The 16,494-nt window shown below is 64.6% G+C and carries 19 protein-coding genes; 14 read left to right on the top strand and 5 right to left on the bottom strand.

Annotation, left to right across the window (positions count from 1 at the left end; all coding sequences use genetic code 11):
* The first annotated feature begins 71 nt into the window (after window positions 1-71).
* Genes ACNQP3_RS10555 through ACNQP3_RS10520 form a run of 8 tightly spaced genes read left to right on the top strand, consistent with a single transcriptional unit; the run spans window position 72 to window position 6,105 of the window.
* A complete protein-coding gene (locus ACNQP3_RS10555; protein WP_264316997.1) occupies window positions 72-1,262 on the top strand; it encodes a PepSY-associated TM helix domain-containing protein in 1,191 nt (396 codons plus the stop codon).
* A complete protein-coding gene (locus ACNQP3_RS10550; protein WP_060515547.1) occupies window positions 1,262-1,801 on the top strand; it encodes a hypothetical protein in 540 nt (179 codons plus the stop codon). The genes ACNQP3_RS10555 and ACNQP3_RS10550 overlap by 1 nt, the downstream gene beginning before the upstream one ends.
* Complete coding sequence (locus tag ACNQP3_RS10545) at window positions 1,798-2,118, top strand: hypothetical protein (protein WP_012271768.1); 321 nt, start codon at window positions 1,798-1,800, stop codon at window positions 2,116-2,118. Before ACNQP3_RS10550 ends, ACNQP3_RS10545 begins: the two co-directional genes overlap by 4 nt.
* Window positions 2,115-2,684 carry a DUF6162 family protein gene (locus ACNQP3_RS10540; protein ID WP_012271767.1) on the top strand — a complete coding sequence of 190 codons (570 nt, stop codon included), beginning with the start codon at window positions 2,115-2,117 and terminating at the stop codon, window positions 2,682-2,684. Before ACNQP3_RS10545 ends, ACNQP3_RS10540 begins: the two co-directional genes overlap by 4 nt.
* A 16-nt stretch (window positions 2,685-2,700) precedes the next feature.
* Window positions 2,701-3,603, top strand: a complete 903-nt coding sequence (locus ACNQP3_RS10535) for a metal ABC transporter substrate-binding protein (protein WP_012271766.1) — start codon at window positions 2,701-2,703, stop codon at window positions 3,601-3,603.
* Window positions 3,600-4,346 (top strand): metal ABC transporter ATP-binding protein, encoded by a 747-nt coding sequence (locus ACNQP3_RS10530; protein ID WP_264316996.1) that lies wholly within the window; start codon window positions 3,600-3,602, stop codon window positions 4,344-4,346. Before ACNQP3_RS10535 ends, ACNQP3_RS10530 begins: the two co-directional genes overlap by 4 nt.
* On the top strand, window positions 4,346-5,245 hold the full coding sequence (locus ACNQP3_RS10525) for a metal ABC transporter permease (RefSeq protein ID WP_012271764.1): 900 nt from the start codon (window positions 4,346-4,348) through the stop codon (window positions 5,243-5,245). Before ACNQP3_RS10530 ends, ACNQP3_RS10525 begins: the two co-directional genes overlap by 1 nt.
* Entirely contained in the window at window positions 5,242-6,105 is an 864-nt protein-coding gene (locus ACNQP3_RS10520; RefSeq protein WP_179027522.1) for a metal ABC transporter substrate-binding protein, read from the top strand. Before ACNQP3_RS10525 ends, ACNQP3_RS10520 begins: the two co-directional genes overlap by 4 nt.
* Window positions 6,106-6,230: 125 nt before the next feature.
* Here the strand turns inward: ACNQP3_RS10520 and ACNQP3_RS10515 are convergent, their stop codons facing one another.
* The 5 genes from ACNQP3_RS10515 to ACNQP3_RS10495 form a co-directional block, all read right to left on the bottom strand.
* Window positions 6,231-7,313, bottom strand: a complete 1,083-nt coding sequence (locus ACNQP3_RS10515; RefSeq protein WP_375774260.1) for a DUF1615 domain-containing protein — start codon at window positions 7,311-7,313, stop codon at window positions 6,231-6,233.
* Window positions 7,310-7,861, bottom strand: a complete 552-nt coding sequence (locus tag ACNQP3_RS10510) for a hydrolase (RefSeq protein ID WP_012271761.1) — start codon at window positions 7,859-7,861, stop codon at window positions 7,310-7,312. The genes ACNQP3_RS10515 and ACNQP3_RS10510 overlap by 4 nt, the downstream gene beginning before the upstream one ends.
* A gap of 57 nt (window positions 7,862-7,918) precedes the next feature.
* Window positions 7,919-8,638 (bottom strand): thioesterase II family protein, encoded by a 720-nt coding sequence (locus ACNQP3_RS10505; RefSeq protein WP_012271760.1) that lies wholly within the window; start codon window positions 8,636-8,638, stop codon window positions 7,919-7,921.
* Complete coding sequence (locus ACNQP3_RS10500) at window positions 8,635-8,856, bottom strand: MbtH family protein (protein ID WP_003256222.1); 222 nt, start codon at window positions 8,854-8,856, stop codon at window positions 8,635-8,637. Before ACNQP3_RS10500 ends, ACNQP3_RS10505 begins: the two co-directional genes overlap by 4 nt.
* Window positions 8,857-8,989: 133 nt before the next feature.
* Window positions 8,990-9,391: a hypothetical protein gene (locus ACNQP3_RS10495; protein ID WP_012271759.1), complete on the bottom strand. Its 402-nt coding sequence runs from the start codon at window positions 9,389-9,391 to the stop codon at window positions 8,990-8,992.
* A gap of 210 nt (window positions 9,392-9,601) precedes the next feature.
* Here ACNQP3_RS10495 and purU point away from each other — a divergent pair, with 210 nt between their 5' ends.
* Genes purU through ACNQP3_RS10465 form a run of 6 tightly spaced genes read left to right on the top strand, consistent with a single transcriptional unit; the run spans window position 9,602 to window position 16,405 of the window.
* A complete protein-coding gene (gene purU, locus ACNQP3_RS10490; protein ID WP_012271758.1) occupies window positions 9,602-10,468 on the top strand; it encodes a formyltetrahydrofolate deformylase in 867 nt (288 codons plus the stop codon).
* The gene (gene folD / locus ACNQP3_RS10485; protein ID WP_060492773.1) at window positions 10,465-11,376 is read left to right on the top strand and encodes a bifunctional methylenetetrahydrofolate dehydrogenase/methenyltetrahydrofolate cyclohydrolase FolD; all 912 of its coding nucleotides are present in this window, start codon (window positions 10,465-10,467) and stop codon (window positions 11,374-11,376) included. Before purU ends, folD begins: the two co-directional genes overlap by 4 nt.
* The gene (locus ACNQP3_RS10480; protein WP_264316994.1) at window positions 11,358-12,599 is read left to right on the top strand and encodes an FAD-dependent oxidoreductase; all 1,242 of its coding nucleotides are present in this window, start codon (window positions 11,358-11,360) and stop codon (window positions 12,597-12,599) included. Before folD ends, ACNQP3_RS10480 begins: the two co-directional genes overlap by 19 nt.
* Before the next feature lie 12 nt (window positions 12,600-12,611).
* Window positions 12,612-12,917 (top strand): sarcosine oxidase subunit delta, encoded by a 306-nt coding sequence (locus tag ACNQP3_RS10475; RefSeq protein WP_012271755.1) that lies wholly within the window; start codon window positions 12,612-12,614, stop codon window positions 12,915-12,917.
* Window positions 12,914-15,817 (top strand): 2Fe-2S iron-sulfur cluster-binding protein, encoded by a 2,904-nt coding sequence (locus ACNQP3_RS10470; protein WP_264316993.1) that lies wholly within the window; start codon window positions 12,914-12,916, stop codon window positions 15,815-15,817. The genes ACNQP3_RS10475 and ACNQP3_RS10470 overlap by 4 nt, the downstream gene beginning before the upstream one ends.
* Window positions 15,818-15,820: 3 nt before the next feature.
* Window positions 15,821-16,405 (top strand): sarcosine oxidase subunit gamma, encoded by a 585-nt coding sequence (locus tag ACNQP3_RS10465; RefSeq protein ID WP_264316992.1) that lies wholly within the window; start codon window positions 15,821-15,823, stop codon window positions 16,403-16,405.
* The last annotated feature ends 89 nt before the right edge of the window (window positions 16,406-16,494 follow it).

The raw sequence follows: 16,494 nt of genomic DNA, 5'->3' as shown, positions 1-16,494 counted from the left end.
CATTCGTCCTTATCAGTACAGCCCTCTTTGGTTGGGCACACGCTCGACCACCCATTGCAGAAGACCGTCTGATGGCCAAATCACCGAAAAAATCCAAATCCAGGCTGTGGTTCCTGGTCCACAGCTGGCTTGCCTTGCCGATCTGGTTCTTTGTCCTGATCGTCTGCTTCACCGGCATGCTTGCCGTGGTCAGCCAGGAAATCGTCTGGCTGGCCGACTCGGCCGTGCGCGCCAACAAGCCAGACGCGGACGTGCAACGCATGAGCTTCCAGCAGGTGCTGGAAGCCTTGCACAAGGCCGAGCCGGATATGGTCGTGGACCGGCTCAGCCAACCCGATGGCTCGCACTTCGCGGTAAAGGCCAATGTCACCCTGCCAGACGGCACCAGCCCGACGCTGTACGTAAACCCCTACACCGGCGCCATCCAGGGCAAGACCCCTGACTTCAACTTCGAAGCCTTCACCCGGGCCCTGCACGGCTGGTGGCTGGTGCCGTTCACCAATGGTTTCAGCTGGGGCTGGTACCTGGTGTCGCTGCTCGGCCTGCCGATGCTGGCCTCGCTGGTCACCGGCCTGGTTGTGTACAAAAAGTTCTGGAAGGGCTTTTTCAAACCCGTGCGCACCGGCCATGGCTCGCGGATTTTTTGGGGTGACTTGCACCGCCTGGCCGGGGTGTGGTCGATCTGGTTCATTGCGGTGATTTCCATCACCGGCACCTGGTTCCTGATCCAGGCGATACTGTTCGACAACCACATCACCATTTCCAGCCGGCCCATCGTGCCGGTGATCGCCCGTGAGGACGTGCCGCAAACGCCAGATGGCAGCCCTGCCCCGCGCATCAACCTGGATGAAGCTGCGCGCATTGCCGGCCTGGCGATCCCGGGGCTGGAGATCAACTCCGTCTCGCTGCCCGCCACCGCCTACAGCCACGTCACCCTGTCTGGGCCAGGCTGGTACCCGTTGATGTTCCAGAGTGCGTCGGTGAACCCGTATACAAGCATTGTCGACAGCCAGTTCGAAATCAGCGACCGCTCGGCCCTGGAGTTCGTCACCGAATCCATGCGCCCGCTGCACACCGGCGATTTCGGTGGCCTGCCAATCAAGCTGATCTGGTTCTTCTTCGGCCTGGTCCTCACCTTGATGGTGCTCAGCGGCCTGCTGATCTGGACCAAACGCACCGCCCAGGCCACCGCCGCCGCCCTCAAGCGCAGCGAGCGAGCACCCCGTGCGGCGCGCAGTGAAACCACCGTGGAGATCCATTAATGAGCCAGGCCCAAGCCCTGCCCACCAGCCCGCTGAAGCAGCTTTGGCTGAAGTGGCGTTTTCACCTGAATATCCTGCTGATCCTGATTCCGCTGGGCTTCATGCCCAAGTACTTCGCCGACGCCAAGCTGTTTCGCGGTGACGCCGGCCTGGGCGCCAATGTGATCAGCGACATCCAGGTCGGCCCCTACAGCCTCGACCTGGCCGAACTGCGTGACGAAGCGCCTCGCGCCGATGGCCCGGCCGGCTTCTTCAAGTCGTTCAACGCATCGCTGTGCAAGGCCTGCATCAAGGACGTCAAGGCGGCCTACCTGCGCATCGGCAAGCCTCGCAGCCTGCGCGCCGCCGGCACCATCTTCTTCGGTGCACCGTACAACATGGGCACCTCACTGCCGATTCCACCACGCACCAAACCCGACGCGCAGATCTGGATCACCCTGGAAGGCTGGGACGGCAGCATGCACCAGGCGTCAGTCCCCCTGGCCAAGGCATCGCCAGCCACCGTGGCCTGGCTCGAGAAACAAGGAGGCAAGAAATGAAAAACCTGATGCGCACCCTCGCCCTGCCCTTCATGGTACTGGCCGCCGGCCCCGCCCTGGCGCACAACCCGATGTGCGAATGCGAAGCGCTGGCCAGCGGCCAGGTCAAGTGCACCGGCGGCTTCTCGGACGGCAGCGGTGCCCCTGGGGTGACCCTGGATGTGATCGGCTATGACGAACAGGTGCTGGTCGGCGGCAAGCTTGGTGACGATTCGACGCTGACCTTCAAGCGCCCGGACGGTGAGTTCTATGTGCTATTCGACGCAGGCCCCGGGCACGTGGTGGAAGTCGACTACGCCGACATCGCCCAGCCATGAGCCGCGCCCAAGTGATTCGCCCGGCCGGCGCCGGGCACGAAACCCTGTACGTGCTGCTGGCCAGCCTGTTGATCGTGGTGCTCGCCGCCAGCGTGGTGCTGCTACGCGGTGAGCGCGAGGACGAACAGACCATCGCCAGCCACCAGATCGACGCCCGCCGCGACCTCACCGCCGCCGAGCAAGGCCTGTACACCGACTTGCGCGTGGCTTTCGACGAAATCCAGCTGCTGCGTGAAGAAAATGGCGTCGTACCCAGTGTGCAGGCCCTGGCCGAGGAAGGCCTGCCACCGTTCGTGGTCGATGCCGGCAGCCAGAGCCGCGGCGGCCACCAATGGTCGTGGCTGGAGCCCGGCGCCTACCTGGGCCGCAGCCAGGCCCCCGAGGTCGCCGGCAGCCTGCTGCTGATCCTGCCCGCCGACAGCACCGGCCAGGCCGATGTCTGGCTGCGCCGCGACAGCGCCGCCGTGATCCCGGACGACCTCGGCCAGGCCACCCTGATCGCCGCCGGTTGGCAGCAGGTCGTCAGCCATTACGACGCCGGGGTTACCCGCGAACACCGTCACTGAACCCAAGGACTCCCCCATGCTCCGCTCCGCCCTCGCCCTGCTCCTGGCCTTTGCCCTGCCGTCACTGGCCCTGGCCGATAACGGCAAGCCGCTGCGCATCGGCATCACCCTGCACCCCTACTACAGCTACGTGAGCAACATCGTCGGCGACAAAGCCGAAGTGGTGCCGTTGATTCCAGCAGGCTTCAACCCCCACGCCTACGAGCCACGGGCCGAGGACATCAAACGCATCGGTACGCTGGACGTGGTGGTGCTCAATGGCGTCGGCCACGACGACTTCGCCGACCGCATGATCGCCGCCAGTGAAAAGCCCGGCATCACGACCATCGAAGCCAACCAGAACGTACCGTTGCTGGCGGCCACCGGCATTGCCGCGCGCGGCGCTGGCAAGGTGGTCAACCCGCACACGTTCCTGTCCATCAGCACCACCATCGCCCAGGTCAACAACATTGCCCGCGAACTGGGCAAGCTCGACCCGGACAACGCCAAGCTGTACACGCAAAACGCCCGCGCCTATGCCAAGCGCCTGCGCGCCCTGCGGGCCGAGGCCCTGGCCAAGGTCACCGAAGCCCCTAGCGCCACGTTCCGCGTGGCGACCATCCATGCTGCCTACGACTACCTCGTGCGTGATTTCGGCCTGGAAGTGACCGCAGTGGTCGAACCGGCCCATGGCATCGAGCCCAGCCCGGCGCAGCTGAAAAAGACCATCGACCAGCTCAAGGCACTGGACGTGCGGGTGATCTTCTCGGAAATGGACTTCCCGTCGGCCTATGTCGAAACCATTCAGCGTGAGTCCGGCGTGCGCCTGTATCCGTTGACCCATATCTCCTATGGCGAATACACCAAGGACAAATACGAGGTGGAGATGAAGCGCAACCTCGACACCGTGGTCCGTGCCATTCAGGAGAACCGCGCATGACCGCAGCCGCCAACCTGCTGGCAGCCTGCGGGCCACGTATCGAGTTCGCCGGTATCGACCTGACCCTGGGCCGCACCCGTATCCTCGAACAGGTCAGCTTCAGCGTTGCCGCAGGCAGCGTGCACGCCATCGTCGGCCCCAATGGCGGCGGCAAGAGCTCGCTGATCAAGACCCTGCTGGGGCAGATGCCGCATCAGGGACAACTGACCCTGCATTGGCCGAACGAGCGTGAGGTGATTGGTTATGTGCCGCAGGCACTGGAGTTCGACCGTGGCCTGCCGATGACCGTGGACGACTTCATGGCCGCCATGTGCCAGCGCCGCCCGGCCTTCCTCGGCCTGTCGCGGCGTGTGCAACCGGCTATCGACGCGGCCCTGGCGCGGGTCGGCATGCTCGACAAACGCAAGCGGCGCATGGGGGCGTTGTCGGGTGGTGAGCGCCAGCGCGTGCTGCTGGCCCAGGGCCTGATCCCCGAGCCGCAGTTGCTGGTGCTGGACGAACCCATGTCGGCGCTCGATGAAGCGGGTATCCAGGTGTTCGAACAGTTGCTGCATGGCTGGCGCCAGGCTGGCACAACCGTGTTGTGGATCGAGCATGACCTGGAAGCTGTGCTGCGCCTGGCCGACCGAGTGACTGGCCTGAGCCGCCAGGTACTGTTCGACGCCCCACCCGCCCAGGCCCTGACCCCAGAGCGCCTGCTCGGCCTGTTCTCCGTTCACCCGCGTAGCGAGAGCCTTGCCTGATGAGTTTTGAATTCTTTCGCCAAACGGTCCAGGACTGGGCCACTGCCGGCTACCTGCCCGAGGCGCTGGCCTACGGTTTCGTGGTCAACGCCCTGCTGGCCGGCCTGATGATAGGCCCGGTGCTGGGCGGCCTGGGCACCCTGGTGGTGGTCAAGCGCTTTGCCTTCTTCTCCGAAGCGGTCGGCCATGCCGCGCTGACCGGCGTGGCCATCGGTATCCTGCTGGGCGAGCCCTACACCGGCCCTTACGGCAGTCTGTTCGGCTACTGCCTGCTGTTCGGCATCCTGCTCAACTTCCTGCGCAACCGCACCGGGCTGTCGCCAGACACGTTGATTGGCGTGTTCCTGTCGGTGTCGCTGGCGCTGGGCGCCAGCTTGCTGTTGATGCTGGCAGGCAAGATCAACGTGCATATCCTCGAAAACGTGCTGTTCGGCTCGGTACTGACCGTCAGTGGCCAGGACCTGGTGGTACTGGGCATCGTCGCAGTGCTGGTACTGGCCTTGGCCTTGCCGCTGTACAACCGCATCATGCTGGCCAGCTTCAACCCACAACTGGCGGCTGTGCGTGGGGTGGCGGTGAAAACCCTGGACTATCTGTTCGTGGTGCTGGTGACCTTGGTAACCGTGGCCGCAGTGAAAGTGATCGGTGCCATCCTGGTCGGTGCGCTGTTGGTGATTCCTGCCGCCGCCGCTCGCCTGGTCAGCCAGTCGCTCAAGGGCTTTTTCTTCCTGTCGGTGCTGATTGCCACCATCAGCACCCTGTTCGGCATCCTGTTGCCGATCGTGTTCGACCTGCCGGTGCCGTCAGGTGCCGCGATCATTCTGGTCGCCGGTCTCTGTTTCGCCCTGGCCGCCCTGGCCCGCGCCCTCGTTCCCCGCCTGCAAGGAAACCCGGCATGAACTTCAAACGCCTGACCCTGGCACTAGCCCTGGCCGGCCTGCCATCGCTGTCTTTCGCCACGCAAGTGCTGACGACCCTGCCCGTCACTCACAGCCTGGCCAGTGCCCTGCTCGGCGGCACCTCGGTACAGCTCAAGCAGGCAGCACCGGCCAACCTGCCGGCCAGTCGCCAGCCGTCATACTTCAGCGGGCGTGGTGGCGCCAGCCTGCACAAAGCCGCACAGCAAGCGGATGCGGTGATCGGCGTGCGCTCGATCTGGCGTGACGACCCGCTGTACCCGATGGCCCGGCGCAGCAACATCCGTATTGTCGAGATCGATGCTGCGCGGCCGGTGGACGGCGCGCTGCCAGGTATTGCGGTCACGGGTGACGATGCCTATGGCGCCTACCCCTGGCTCAACCCGACCAACCTCGGGCGCATGGCCGATGTAGTAGCCAATGACCTGGAGCGGCTGGCACCGGACGAAAAGACGAAGATCCAGGGCAACCTGGCGGGGCTCAAGCGCCAGTTGCTGGAGCTATCGGCCAGCAGCCAGACGCGTCTGGCCAAGGTCGACAACCTGACGGTGGTGAGCCTGTCCGAGCGATTGGGCTACCTGGCCAGCGGGTTGAATCTGGACGTGGTGGAGCAGCCGCTGCCAGCCGAGTGGGATGCTGCCGCGCTCAAAGCGCTAGGTGAAAACCTGAAAGCGCAGGATGTGGCACTGGTGCTGGACCACCGGCAGCCAGACCCCGCGGTGGCAGAGGTGATCGAGGCGGCCGGGGCTAAGCTGGTGGTGGTTGAGAGTGACCCTGAGGATGCGTTTGCAGGGCTGAAGGCTAGCGTGGAGCAGGTGGTTGGGGCATTGGGCGAAAGCTGATGTCGCCTGTGCTGGCCTCTTCGCGGCTAAAGCCGCTCCTACAGGGACCGCGCAACCTTAGGGTCCGGCCACATTCCTGTGGGGGCGGCTTCAGCCGCGAAGAGGCCGTTACAGGCAACGCACTGCTACCGCTTCATGCACCGCTGGTAACGCTCATCCACCCGCCCTGCGAACCACGCGGTAGTCAGCTTGCGAGTGATCTTGGGGCTCTTCAGTTCAATCCCCGGCAACACCGCCCGTGGCACCGGCTTGCCAGTCTTGGCATCCGCCAGGGCAAACACCCCACTGTAGAGCTTGCTGTCCTCGAACGCCAAGCTGTCGCCCTCCTCCAGCTGGCTGCGAATCTGCGGGTTACGCAACCCCAGCTTCACCCCAAGCTTGCGCGCCACGAGCTCAGTAGTGCCTGGCATGATCGAGCCCGGCGCGATCAAGTCACCGTCCAGGGCCAGCGGCGCACCCGTTACTCTGCTCAACGCCGCCTGGAACGCCGCATTGCGGCTGGCGTACCAGCCCGCGTTGAAATCGGCAAAGCGATAAAGCTGGCGCTCGTAGTTGGCCGGGTAGCCCAACAGGTGGGCAATACCGAAGTACATGCCGCCGCGCCGGGTGAACACTTCCTGGCGAATCGTACCGCCATGGCTGTAGGGGTAATCCGTTGCATGCTTTTCGGCAAAGTCGATGCTGACCTGCATCGGCCCGCCGGTGTGCACCGGGTTCAGCCCGTCCAACAGGGTTTTGCCCAACGGCACGCGGGCAATGACCTCGTCGTACAGTTCGCTCAACTGCTTCTCGCTGCGCACTGCCTGCAAACGCTGCTGGTAGCTCTGGCCGTTACCCGAAGGCGCCTTCAGCGCACCGTCGACCAACAGTTTGGGAATGTGCAGGCGTGCAGCGCGGCGGTCGATTTCCTCGCGGGCGATACGCCCCAGGTTGGGCACCTGCGGATCGGCCGTGAAGGTCGATTCCTGCTCGGTTACCGCCAGCACTGCGCACAGGTTGCTTTTGCTGGGGGCTATGCGCTGCGCTGCAAAGGCCACTTGAATATCCTGGGCCCAACCCTCGCGATCCTTGGCCTGGGCAGGCAGCAATCGCAGCAGCTGTGCGCGGACCTTGGCCGGGTCCGCTTCTGGCGCTTCTTCACGACGCCCGGCGCAGCCTTGCAGCAGCGCCAGGGCCATCACCCCCACAGCCAGTGCCCGACCGTTCAGGGCTGTTCACCGACCAGGTAGGTTTTGCTGATGTGGCGGAACAGCGGATGGCTGGCGCTGCCCAGCAGTTCGAACAGCACCATCTCACGGGTCACCACTTGCGCCCCGGCGGCACGCATGCGAGCCAGGCCTGCCGCCTTGCTGGCCGAGGTTCGGCTGTCGCAGGCATCTTCGACCACGAACACCTGCTTGCCCAACCCCAGCAGGCCGAGCACGGTCTGCAGCACGCAGACGTGAGTTTCCATGCCACAGACGATCACCTGCTCACGCGCCATCAGGCTGGCTGGCAGACACTGCGCGGCCACGCAGGAAAAGTGGCTTTTCTCCACCACCTCGGCGGCCGGTGCTGCGGCCAGCAATTGCGCCAGGGTATGGCCCAGGCCCTTGGGGTACTGCTCGGAAATCACCGTCGGCAGTTCCAGCTCGGCAGTCGCGGCCAGCAACCAGCGGGCCCGCGCCCGAGTGCCTTCGGGGTCGCTCATGGCGCCGATGAGTTTTTCCTGGATGTCGACGACCAGCAGCGTGGCCTTGAGTGGATCGATCAGCATTGTCTGCCCCTTGCCTGGGAAAAGCCCTAGCCTCCCCCAGGCAAGCGGTGACGTCAATCAGGCGGACAGCCGAAGCGGCTGCAACGACGCGGTCAGCGCGTCGAGCACGCGGTCTTCATGCTCATGGATGAAGAAGTGCCCACCTGGGAACATCTGCAGCGAGAACTTGCCGTGGGTTTCCTTGCGCCAGGCCTGCAGTTGCTCGTCGCTGGCCCGGTCATCCACGCCACCCAGCACATGCAGTGGGCACTGCAACGCCGGCCGCTGGCGGTAGGCGTAGGTGCCGCACAACAGAAAGTCGGCACGCAAGGTCGGCAAGGTCAGGCTCATCAACTCGGCGTTCGCCAGCACTTCCTCGGGCGTACCCTGAAGCTCGCGCAACTCGCTGATAAGCTCGGCGTCACTCTTGGGCTCGCGCCAGTTCTTGCCGTCGTAGTCCTCACGCCGCGTGGGTGCCGCCGTGCCGCAAGCGAACAGCGCCAAGGGTGGCGGGCAGCCCAACGCTTGCAGTTCATGGGCCAGCTCGAAGGCCAGCAGCGCGCCCAGGCTGTGCCCAAGCAGCGCATAGGGGGCGCTGGCCGCCAGGCGCTGTTCGCGGGCCAGTTGCCGGGCCAGGGCTTGCATGTCGGTGTGCAGCGCCTCGGCCATGCGCGCGCCTCGCCCAGGCAGCTCTACCGGGCGCACTTGCAACCACGCTGGCAGCTTGCGCCGCCAGCGGCTGTAGACCATGGCGCTGGCGCCGGAGTACGGCAGGCACAGCAGGTTCAGCGTGGTCACTGGGCGGCGGCTTCGGCCATTTTCTGGCGCAAGCTCAGCGGGCGCATATCGGTCCAGACCTCATCGATGTAGGCCAGGCAGTCCTTCTTCAAGCCGCTCTTGCCCACCGCACGCCAGCCGTTGGGGATGGCCTTGTAGTCGGGCCAGATCGAGTATTGCTCTTCGTGGTTGACCACTACCTGGAACTGGATATCGTCGCGGTCGAAAACGGAAGTCATTGCCTGTCTCCTTGAATGATGAGTACCGCTGCGGGCTTCGCGCAGGGGGGCTTTCAAGTAGACGTGGGAGGCTTCGGAAAAATTAAGGCGCTATGGTTTGTTTGCGCCGCCATGTGCATGACTCACTCCTCTCTCAACCGTCACGCAGCAGGTCGTAGGTATCGAGCAGGCGGTAGGCGACCTGCGGGTTGCGCTCCAGCCCACGCCGAATGGCCGCCGGGATCGACTGCCTGGTTTTGCGGCATAGCCCCGGCTGATCATCCAGTTCGATGACGATGCCGCGCATGGTGCGCACTTCGTTGAAGCCGGGGGCGATGTGTACGCGGATGCCGAGGTTGTCGTACAGACGCTGCTGCAGGCGCTGCAGGTCTTCGAGGTCCTTGAGGTTTTCCAGGCGTTCGAGCAGGCGCTTTTCTTCCTGGCGGGTCAGCAGGAGGATGCGTTGGGCGGCCTGCGGGTGTTCGACCAAGTGTTCCCGGCCGCAGTCGCAGGCGCCAGGGGGGCAAGGTTGGCGTAGAGGCGGTGGTGTGGTCATGGAGCAAGCATAGCCCGGCAAAGGCCTCTAAAAAAACTTTCCTGTCAGGATAAATAATTTCACAAACCTCTAGACCATCACCCCTCATATCACCTATAAATCTCCAAAAGGAAATTTATATTCCTAACAAGAAACATTTTTCGCACCGTCGCGAATCTTCTTTTGCCCTTGTGCCCGACCTGCCCCACTCCATCACGAGGCCTATCCGACATGCATCCCGCTCCCGATCACTTCATCCTGCGCGTCAGTTGCCCGGCCGTGTCCGGCATCGTCGCTGCGGTGACCACTTACCTGGCCGAGCACGGTTGCTACATCAGCGAGATGGCGCAGTTCGACGACGAGGACAATGGGCGCTTCTTCATGCGCGCGGTGTTCCGCTTCAACACCGGTGTCAGCGGCGACACACCACAGCTGGAGGCTGGCTTTACCGACGTGGCCCAGCGCTTCGACATGCAATGGAGCCTGCACAGCAGCGCCCGGCCGATGCGTGTGCTGCTGATGGTGAGCAAGTTCGACCACTGCCTGTCCGACCTGTTGTACCGGCATGCCAAGGGCGAACTGGACATGCAGATCACCGCCGTGGTCTCCAATCACCTGGACCTGCGCCCCATGGCCGAGCGCCAGGGCATTCGCTTCGTTTACCTGCCGGTCACCAAGGACACCAAGGCCGAACAGGAAGCCGCACTGCTGCGTATCGTCGAGGACACCGGCACCGAACTGGTGGTGCTGGCGCGCTACATGCAAATCCTCTCCGATGACCTGTGCCGCCAGCTGTCGGGCCGGGCGATCAACATCCATCACTCGTTCCTGCCCGGTTTCAAAGGCGCCAAGCCCTACCACCAGGCCTATCAGCGCGGGGTAAAACTGATCGGTGCCACCGCCCACTACGTGACCCGCGACCTGGACGAAGGGCCGATCATCGAGCAGGAAGTGCAACGCGTGGACCACGCCTATGCCCCGGACGCTCTGGTGGCCATCGGCCGCGACACCGAGACCATCGCCCTGTCCCGCGCGGTGAAATACCACCTTGAACACCGGGTATTCCTTAACCACGACCGCACGGTGATCTTCAAATGAACGCACTTACCAGCCTCAAGCTGATCGACGGCAAGGCCACCGCCGCGCGTGTGCTGGCCGAGGTACGCGAGCAGGTGCAGGAACTGCGCCAGGGCGGCGTGCAACCGGGCCTGGTCGTGGTGCTGGTGGGTGCCGATGCCGCCAGCCAGGTGTACGTGCGCAATAAAGTGCTGCGCGCCGAAGAGGTGGGCATCCGCTCGCAGGAACATCGCCTGCCCGCCGACACCACCCAGGCCCACCTGCTGACCTTGATCGACCGCCTGAACCGCGACCCCGAGGTGAACGGCATCCTCGTGCAACTGCCGTTGCCCGCGCACATCGACGAGCATTGCGTATTGCAGGCCATCAACCCGCTCAAGGACGTGGACGGCTTCCACAGCGAGAACGTCGGTGGCCTGGCCCAGGGCCGCGATGTGCTGACCCCGTGCACCCCCAGCGGCTGCATGCGCCTGCTGCGCGACGCCTGTGGCGAGCTGCGTGGCAAACATGCGGTAGTGGTCGGCCGCTCGAACATCGTCGGCAAGCCCATGGCTGCCCTGCTGTTGCAGGCCGACTGCACGGTGACTGTGGTGCATTCACGCAGCCGCGACCTGCCCGCGTTGTGCCGCCAGGCCGACATCCTGGTTGCCGCAGTGGGCAAGCCACGGCTGATCGGTGCCGATTGCCTCAAACCCGGTGCGGTGGTGATCGACGTCGGCATCAACCGCATCGATGAAGACGGCCAAAACCACCTGGTCGGTGATGTCGATTTCGCCGCTGCCCTGCCCCAGGTCGCCGGCATTACCCCGGTCCCCGGCGGCGTCGGCCCGATGACCATCGCCTACTTGATGAAAAACACCCTGCTCGCCCTCGACCTGCAACAACAGGCCGTCCACCAGGAGCGCACCGCATGCCTTTCGCCCTGCTGAAATACGGCCTGAGCGCCGACTACCCGGTGGAGGTCGACCTGCCGCCACCGTGCGAACTCAAGCCACGCTATGACGTGGTGATCATCGGCGGCGGCGGCCACGGCCTGGCCATCGCCTACTACCTGGCCAAGTACCACGGTGTGACCAACGTCGCCGTGCTGGAAAAAGCCTACCTGGGGGGCGGCAACACCGCGCGCAACACCGCCGTGATCCGCTCCAACTACCTCACCAGCGAAGGTGTGCGCTTCTACGCAGAATCGGTGCGCATGTTCCGGAACCTGTCGAACGAGTTCGACTTCAACATCATGTATTCCGAGCGCGGCCAGCTTACCCTGGCGCACACCGACGCCACCGTGCGCGCCTTCCGCCAGCGCGCCGAAGTGAACAAGCACTTCGGCGGGCGTAGCGAAATGATCGATCGCCAACAGATCCGCGAGCTGGTGCCCAGCCTGAACCTGGACCCCGGCCACCTGCCGGTGCTGGCGGGCCTGTGGCACATCGACGGCGCCACCGCGCGCCACGACGCGGTGGCCTGGGGCTACGCCAAACAGGCAGCCAGGCGCGGCGTGCAAATCCACCAACTGACCGAAGTGCAGGACTTGCTGATCCGCAATGGCCGCATCGAGGCGGTGAAGACCAACCGCGGTACGGTGCAATGCGGCTGCGTGGTCCAGGCCGTGGCGGGTGCCAGTTCGCTGTTGATGGCAAAGGCCGGCATCCGCGCGCCGATCCACACCTACCCGCTGCAAGCCATGGTCACCCAGCCCTTCAAGCCGTTTCTCGACCCGCTGGTAAGTTCGTCGGCGCTGCACTGCTACGTGCAGCAGACCAGCCGAGGCGAAATCGTCTTTGGCGGCGGCGCCGACCCTTACCCGCTGTACAACACCCGCTCCACCCTCGACCTCAAGGAAAGCCTGCTGGCCCACGCCATCGAAATGTTCCCGTTCATGGCCAACGCCAAGCTGATGCGCCAGTGGGCCGGGATGACCGATATGACCCCGGACTACAGCCCGATCATGGGCCTGTCACCGGTGCAGAACTACTACCTGGATGCTGGCTGGGGCACCTGGGGGTTCAAGGCCACGCCGATCTGCGGCAAGACCATGGCCGAGCTGGTCGCCAGCGGCGGCAAGGTGTCCGAGCTGATTGCCCCCTTCGCCCTCGAGCGCTTCAGCCGCTTCCAGCAAGTCAACGAAATGGGCGCCACTGCGGCCAGCCACTAGGAGCACATGACGATGAAAATCCTGACCTGCCCCTTGAACGGCCCGCGCAACATCAGCGAATTCACCTACGGCGGCGAGTGCAAGCACATGCCCGACCCGGCCAACTGCAGCGATACCGAGTGGGCCGACTATGTGTTCAATAGCGACAACCTGGCCGGGGTGGTGCTCGAGTGGTGGCTGCACAACGCTTCCAGCTACTGGTTTCTGGCCGAGCGCCACACGGTAAGCGACCAGGTGCTGCGCACCTTCGACCCGAAAGCACTGTTCGACCGCCGCGTCGACTTCACCCCCGCCGCCACCCCGGAGATCGCCGGATGAACAGCCACACTCGCCTCCCCGCGCCCATGGGCCTGCTGATCGACCGCGAACGCCCCTTGCGTTTCCAGTTCGACGGCCAGGCCTGTTCGGGCTTTGCCGGTGACAGCATTGCCAGCGCCCTGCTTGGCAGCGGCCGCTGGTTGCTGTCGCGTTCATTCAAATACCACCGCCCACGCGGCCCGCTGAGCATGGCCGGGCAAGATGCCAACACCCTGGTGCAACTGCCTGAGGAACCCAACGTGCTGGCCGACCTGGAAGCCGCCCGCGACGGGCAGGTGGTCGAAGGGCAGAACTTCAACGGCAGCCTGGAGCACGACCGCGACGCCTACCTGGGCAAGTGCTCGCGCTTCATGCCGGTGGGTTTCTATTACCGCTCGTTCTACAAGCCCAAAGGCATGTGGAAGGTGTGGGAGCCGCTGATTCGCAAAAAGGCCGGCCTGGGCGTGCTCGACCAAGGCTTCAAGCCACAGTACTACGACAAGGCCTACCTGTTTGTCGATGTCGCCGTCATCGGCGCAGGCCCTGCCGGCCTGCGCGCGGCGCTGGACGCAGCCAATGCCGGGGCCAAGGTGTTGCTGATCGAGCAACAGCCCGTGCTTGGCGGCTCGCTCACCTACGCCCGCTTTGACATCGCCGGCACGCGTGCCGCCAGCCTGCGTCAGGAGTTGCTGGCAGCCGTAGAGGGTCACCCGAATATCCAGGTGCTGCTGGACGCCACCTGCAACGGCTGGTTCACCGACCACTACCTGCCAGTGATCCAGCACAAACGCCTGTACAAGGTGCGTGCCGGCCGTTGCCTGGTGGCGGCCGGTTCGTTCGACCAGCCGGTGGTGTTCCGCAACAACGACCTGCCCGGTGTGATGCTGACCAGCGCCGCACAGCGGCTGATGAAACTGTACGCGGTCAAACCGGGCCAGCGCGCAGTGATCCTGACCGGCCACGATGACGGCTACCTTGCCGCGCTCGACCTGCAGGAACAAGGCGTGGCTGTGGCTGCTGTGATCGACATGCGCGCCGCACCGGCCGATGCCACGCTGGCCGCCGAGCTCAAGCGCCGCGATATCCCTGTGCACCTGGGCAGCACGGTGTACGAAGCGCTGCACGAAGCGGGCATGCGCCATGTCAATGGCGTGGACATGCGCCCAATCACCGGCCAGGGCAAGGTTGGCCCGCATGGCCTGCGCCTGGCCTGTGACCTGCTGTGCATGTCGGCGGGCTACATGCCGGTGTACCAGTTGCTGTGCCAGGCCGGTGGCAAGCTGGCCTATGACGTCAACCGCGACGAGTTCGCCATCAGCCACCTGCCAGCCGGACTGGATATCGCAGGCTCGGTGAACGGCCGCCATGCGCTAGGCAACGTGCTGGCCGACGCCACCCGTGGGGCGGCCGAAGCCGTGGCCGCGCTGGGCCTGCAAGCGCCGGTGCAGCCGCTGTTCAACGCCGAGGCCAAGGTCAACTTCCCCTGGCCGATCTTCCCGCACCCCAAGGGCAAGGATTTCGTCGATTTCGACGAAGACCTGCAGGTGCGCGACATCGTCAACGCCACCCGCAGCGGCTACCGCGATGTGCAACTGGTCAAACGCTTCTCCACGGTCGGCATGGGCCCATCCCAGGGCCGCCACTCGGCACTGCCCACCGCGCGCCTGGTGGCCCATGCCACCGGCCGCAGCATCAGCGAGACCGGCGTGACCACTGCCCGCCCACCGTTCCAGGCAGAAAAGCTGGCACACATTGCCGGCCGCGCCTTCGACCCGTACCGGCAAACGCCAATGCACCGCCGCCACCTGCAAGCCGGGGCGAACATGATGCCCGCCGGCATCTGGCAGCGCCCGGCCTACTATGGCAAGCCGGAGGAACGCGATCGCTGCATGCAGGAAGAAGCCCGGCATGTACGTGAAAAAGTCGGCCTGATCGACGTCTCCACGCTCGGCGGCCTGGACGTGCGTGGCCCGGATGCGGCCGAACTGCTGGAACGCCTCTACACCTTCGGCTTCGCCAAACTGCCTGTTGGCCGCACCCGCTATGCGTTTATGACCAACGAGCACGGCGTGGTCATCGACGATGGTGTCTGCGCACGCTTGGGCGAGCAGCACTTCTACGTGACCGCCACCACCAGCGGCGTCGACCGCATCTACCAACAGATGCTGAAGTGGAACGCGCAGTGGCGCCTGGACGTGGACATCACCAACGTCACCGCTGCCCTGGCCGCCGTCAACCTGGCCGGGCCGCTGTCACGCCAGGTGCTGGCCAAGGTGTGCGATGACGTAGACCTGGCCGCCGGAGCCTTCCCTTACCTGGGCGTACGCCAGGGCAAGGTGGCAGGCATTGCTGCACGTATCCTGCGAGTCGGCTTTGTCGGTGAGCTGGGCTATGAAGTGCACGTACCAGCGCGCCATGCCGAGCGGCTGTGGGATACCTTGATGCAGGCGGGTACCGGGTTGGGCATTCGCCCCTTCGGCGTCGAGACCCAACGCCTGCTGCGCCTGGAAAAAGGCCACGTGATCATCGGCCAGGACACCGACGGCATGACGCACCCGGCGGAAATCGACATGCAGTGGGCCATCGGTCGCAAGAAGCCGTTCTTCGTTGGCAAGCGCTCGATCGAAATCCTCGAAGCACAGCCGCTCAAGCGCAAGCTGGTCGGTTTCACGCTGCCCAAAGGCAGCCCGCGACCACTGGAGGGGCACCTGGTGCTGGACGGCCGGGACATCAGCGGTAACGTCACCTCCTGCGAGTACTCGCAAACCCTGGGGCAGATCATCGGCCTGGCCTATGCCGGCGCCCACCAGGCCAGCCCCGGCATGCTCATCCCGATTCGCACCGACGGTGGCGTGATGGTCAATGCCAAGGTGGTAGCGCTGCCGTTCCACGACCCCGACAACCTGCGCCAGGAGCTCTGAGCCATGACCCGTTTGCAAGCCGAAGCGTTTATCCCTCGCAACCCGCGAGCCGAACTGCTGCACACCTGTGCGTTGACTGACTTGACTGCGTTGGCGCGGGTTGGATTTCGCGGCGCAGACAGCGCCGCCTACCTTCAGCAACGTGGATACCGTTTGCCCACGCAGCCGAACCAGGCCGTGCGTCAGCATGATGGAAGCTGGGTGGCGCGATTGTCGCAGGCCGAGTACCTGCTGCTGGGCAGCCTGGCCGACGATGGCGCACGGGTGGCGGGTGTAGAGGCCGAGTGGGTGCAGGATGCCCAGCGCAATTACCTGCTGCCGCGCCAGGACAGCCATGCCTGGCTACAACTGTCGGGGGTGCATGGCAGCGCGGTGATGGCCAAGTTGTGCGGGGTGGATCTGCGTGCCGGGGCGTTTCCGGTTGGGACGGTGGCGCAGACCTCGGTGGCGCGGATCAATATGATTGTGCTGAATGTAGGCAGTGATGAGCGGCCGGCGTTGCAGCTGCTGTTTGATCGGGCTTCGCTGGCGTATGTGTGCGAGGCGGTGCTGGATGCCATGGGTGAGTTTGGTGGGGGGATGGTCTAGCGGGGGGTGTTCGCCGCATGATTTTTGGCGCCTGGGAGATCGAGCGCCGCGCGAAAACTGTACAAAAATTTTCTTCTGTATAGATTTAT

Source organism: Pseudomonas sp. LFS074 (genome assembly GCF_047978165.1).
In the GTDB taxonomy this organism is placed as follows: domain Bacteria; phylum Pseudomonadota; class Gammaproteobacteria; order Pseudomonadales; family Pseudomonadaceae; genus Aquipseudomonas; species Aquipseudomonas putida_P.
This window is presented reverse-complemented; position numbering and strand designations above follow the sequence as displayed.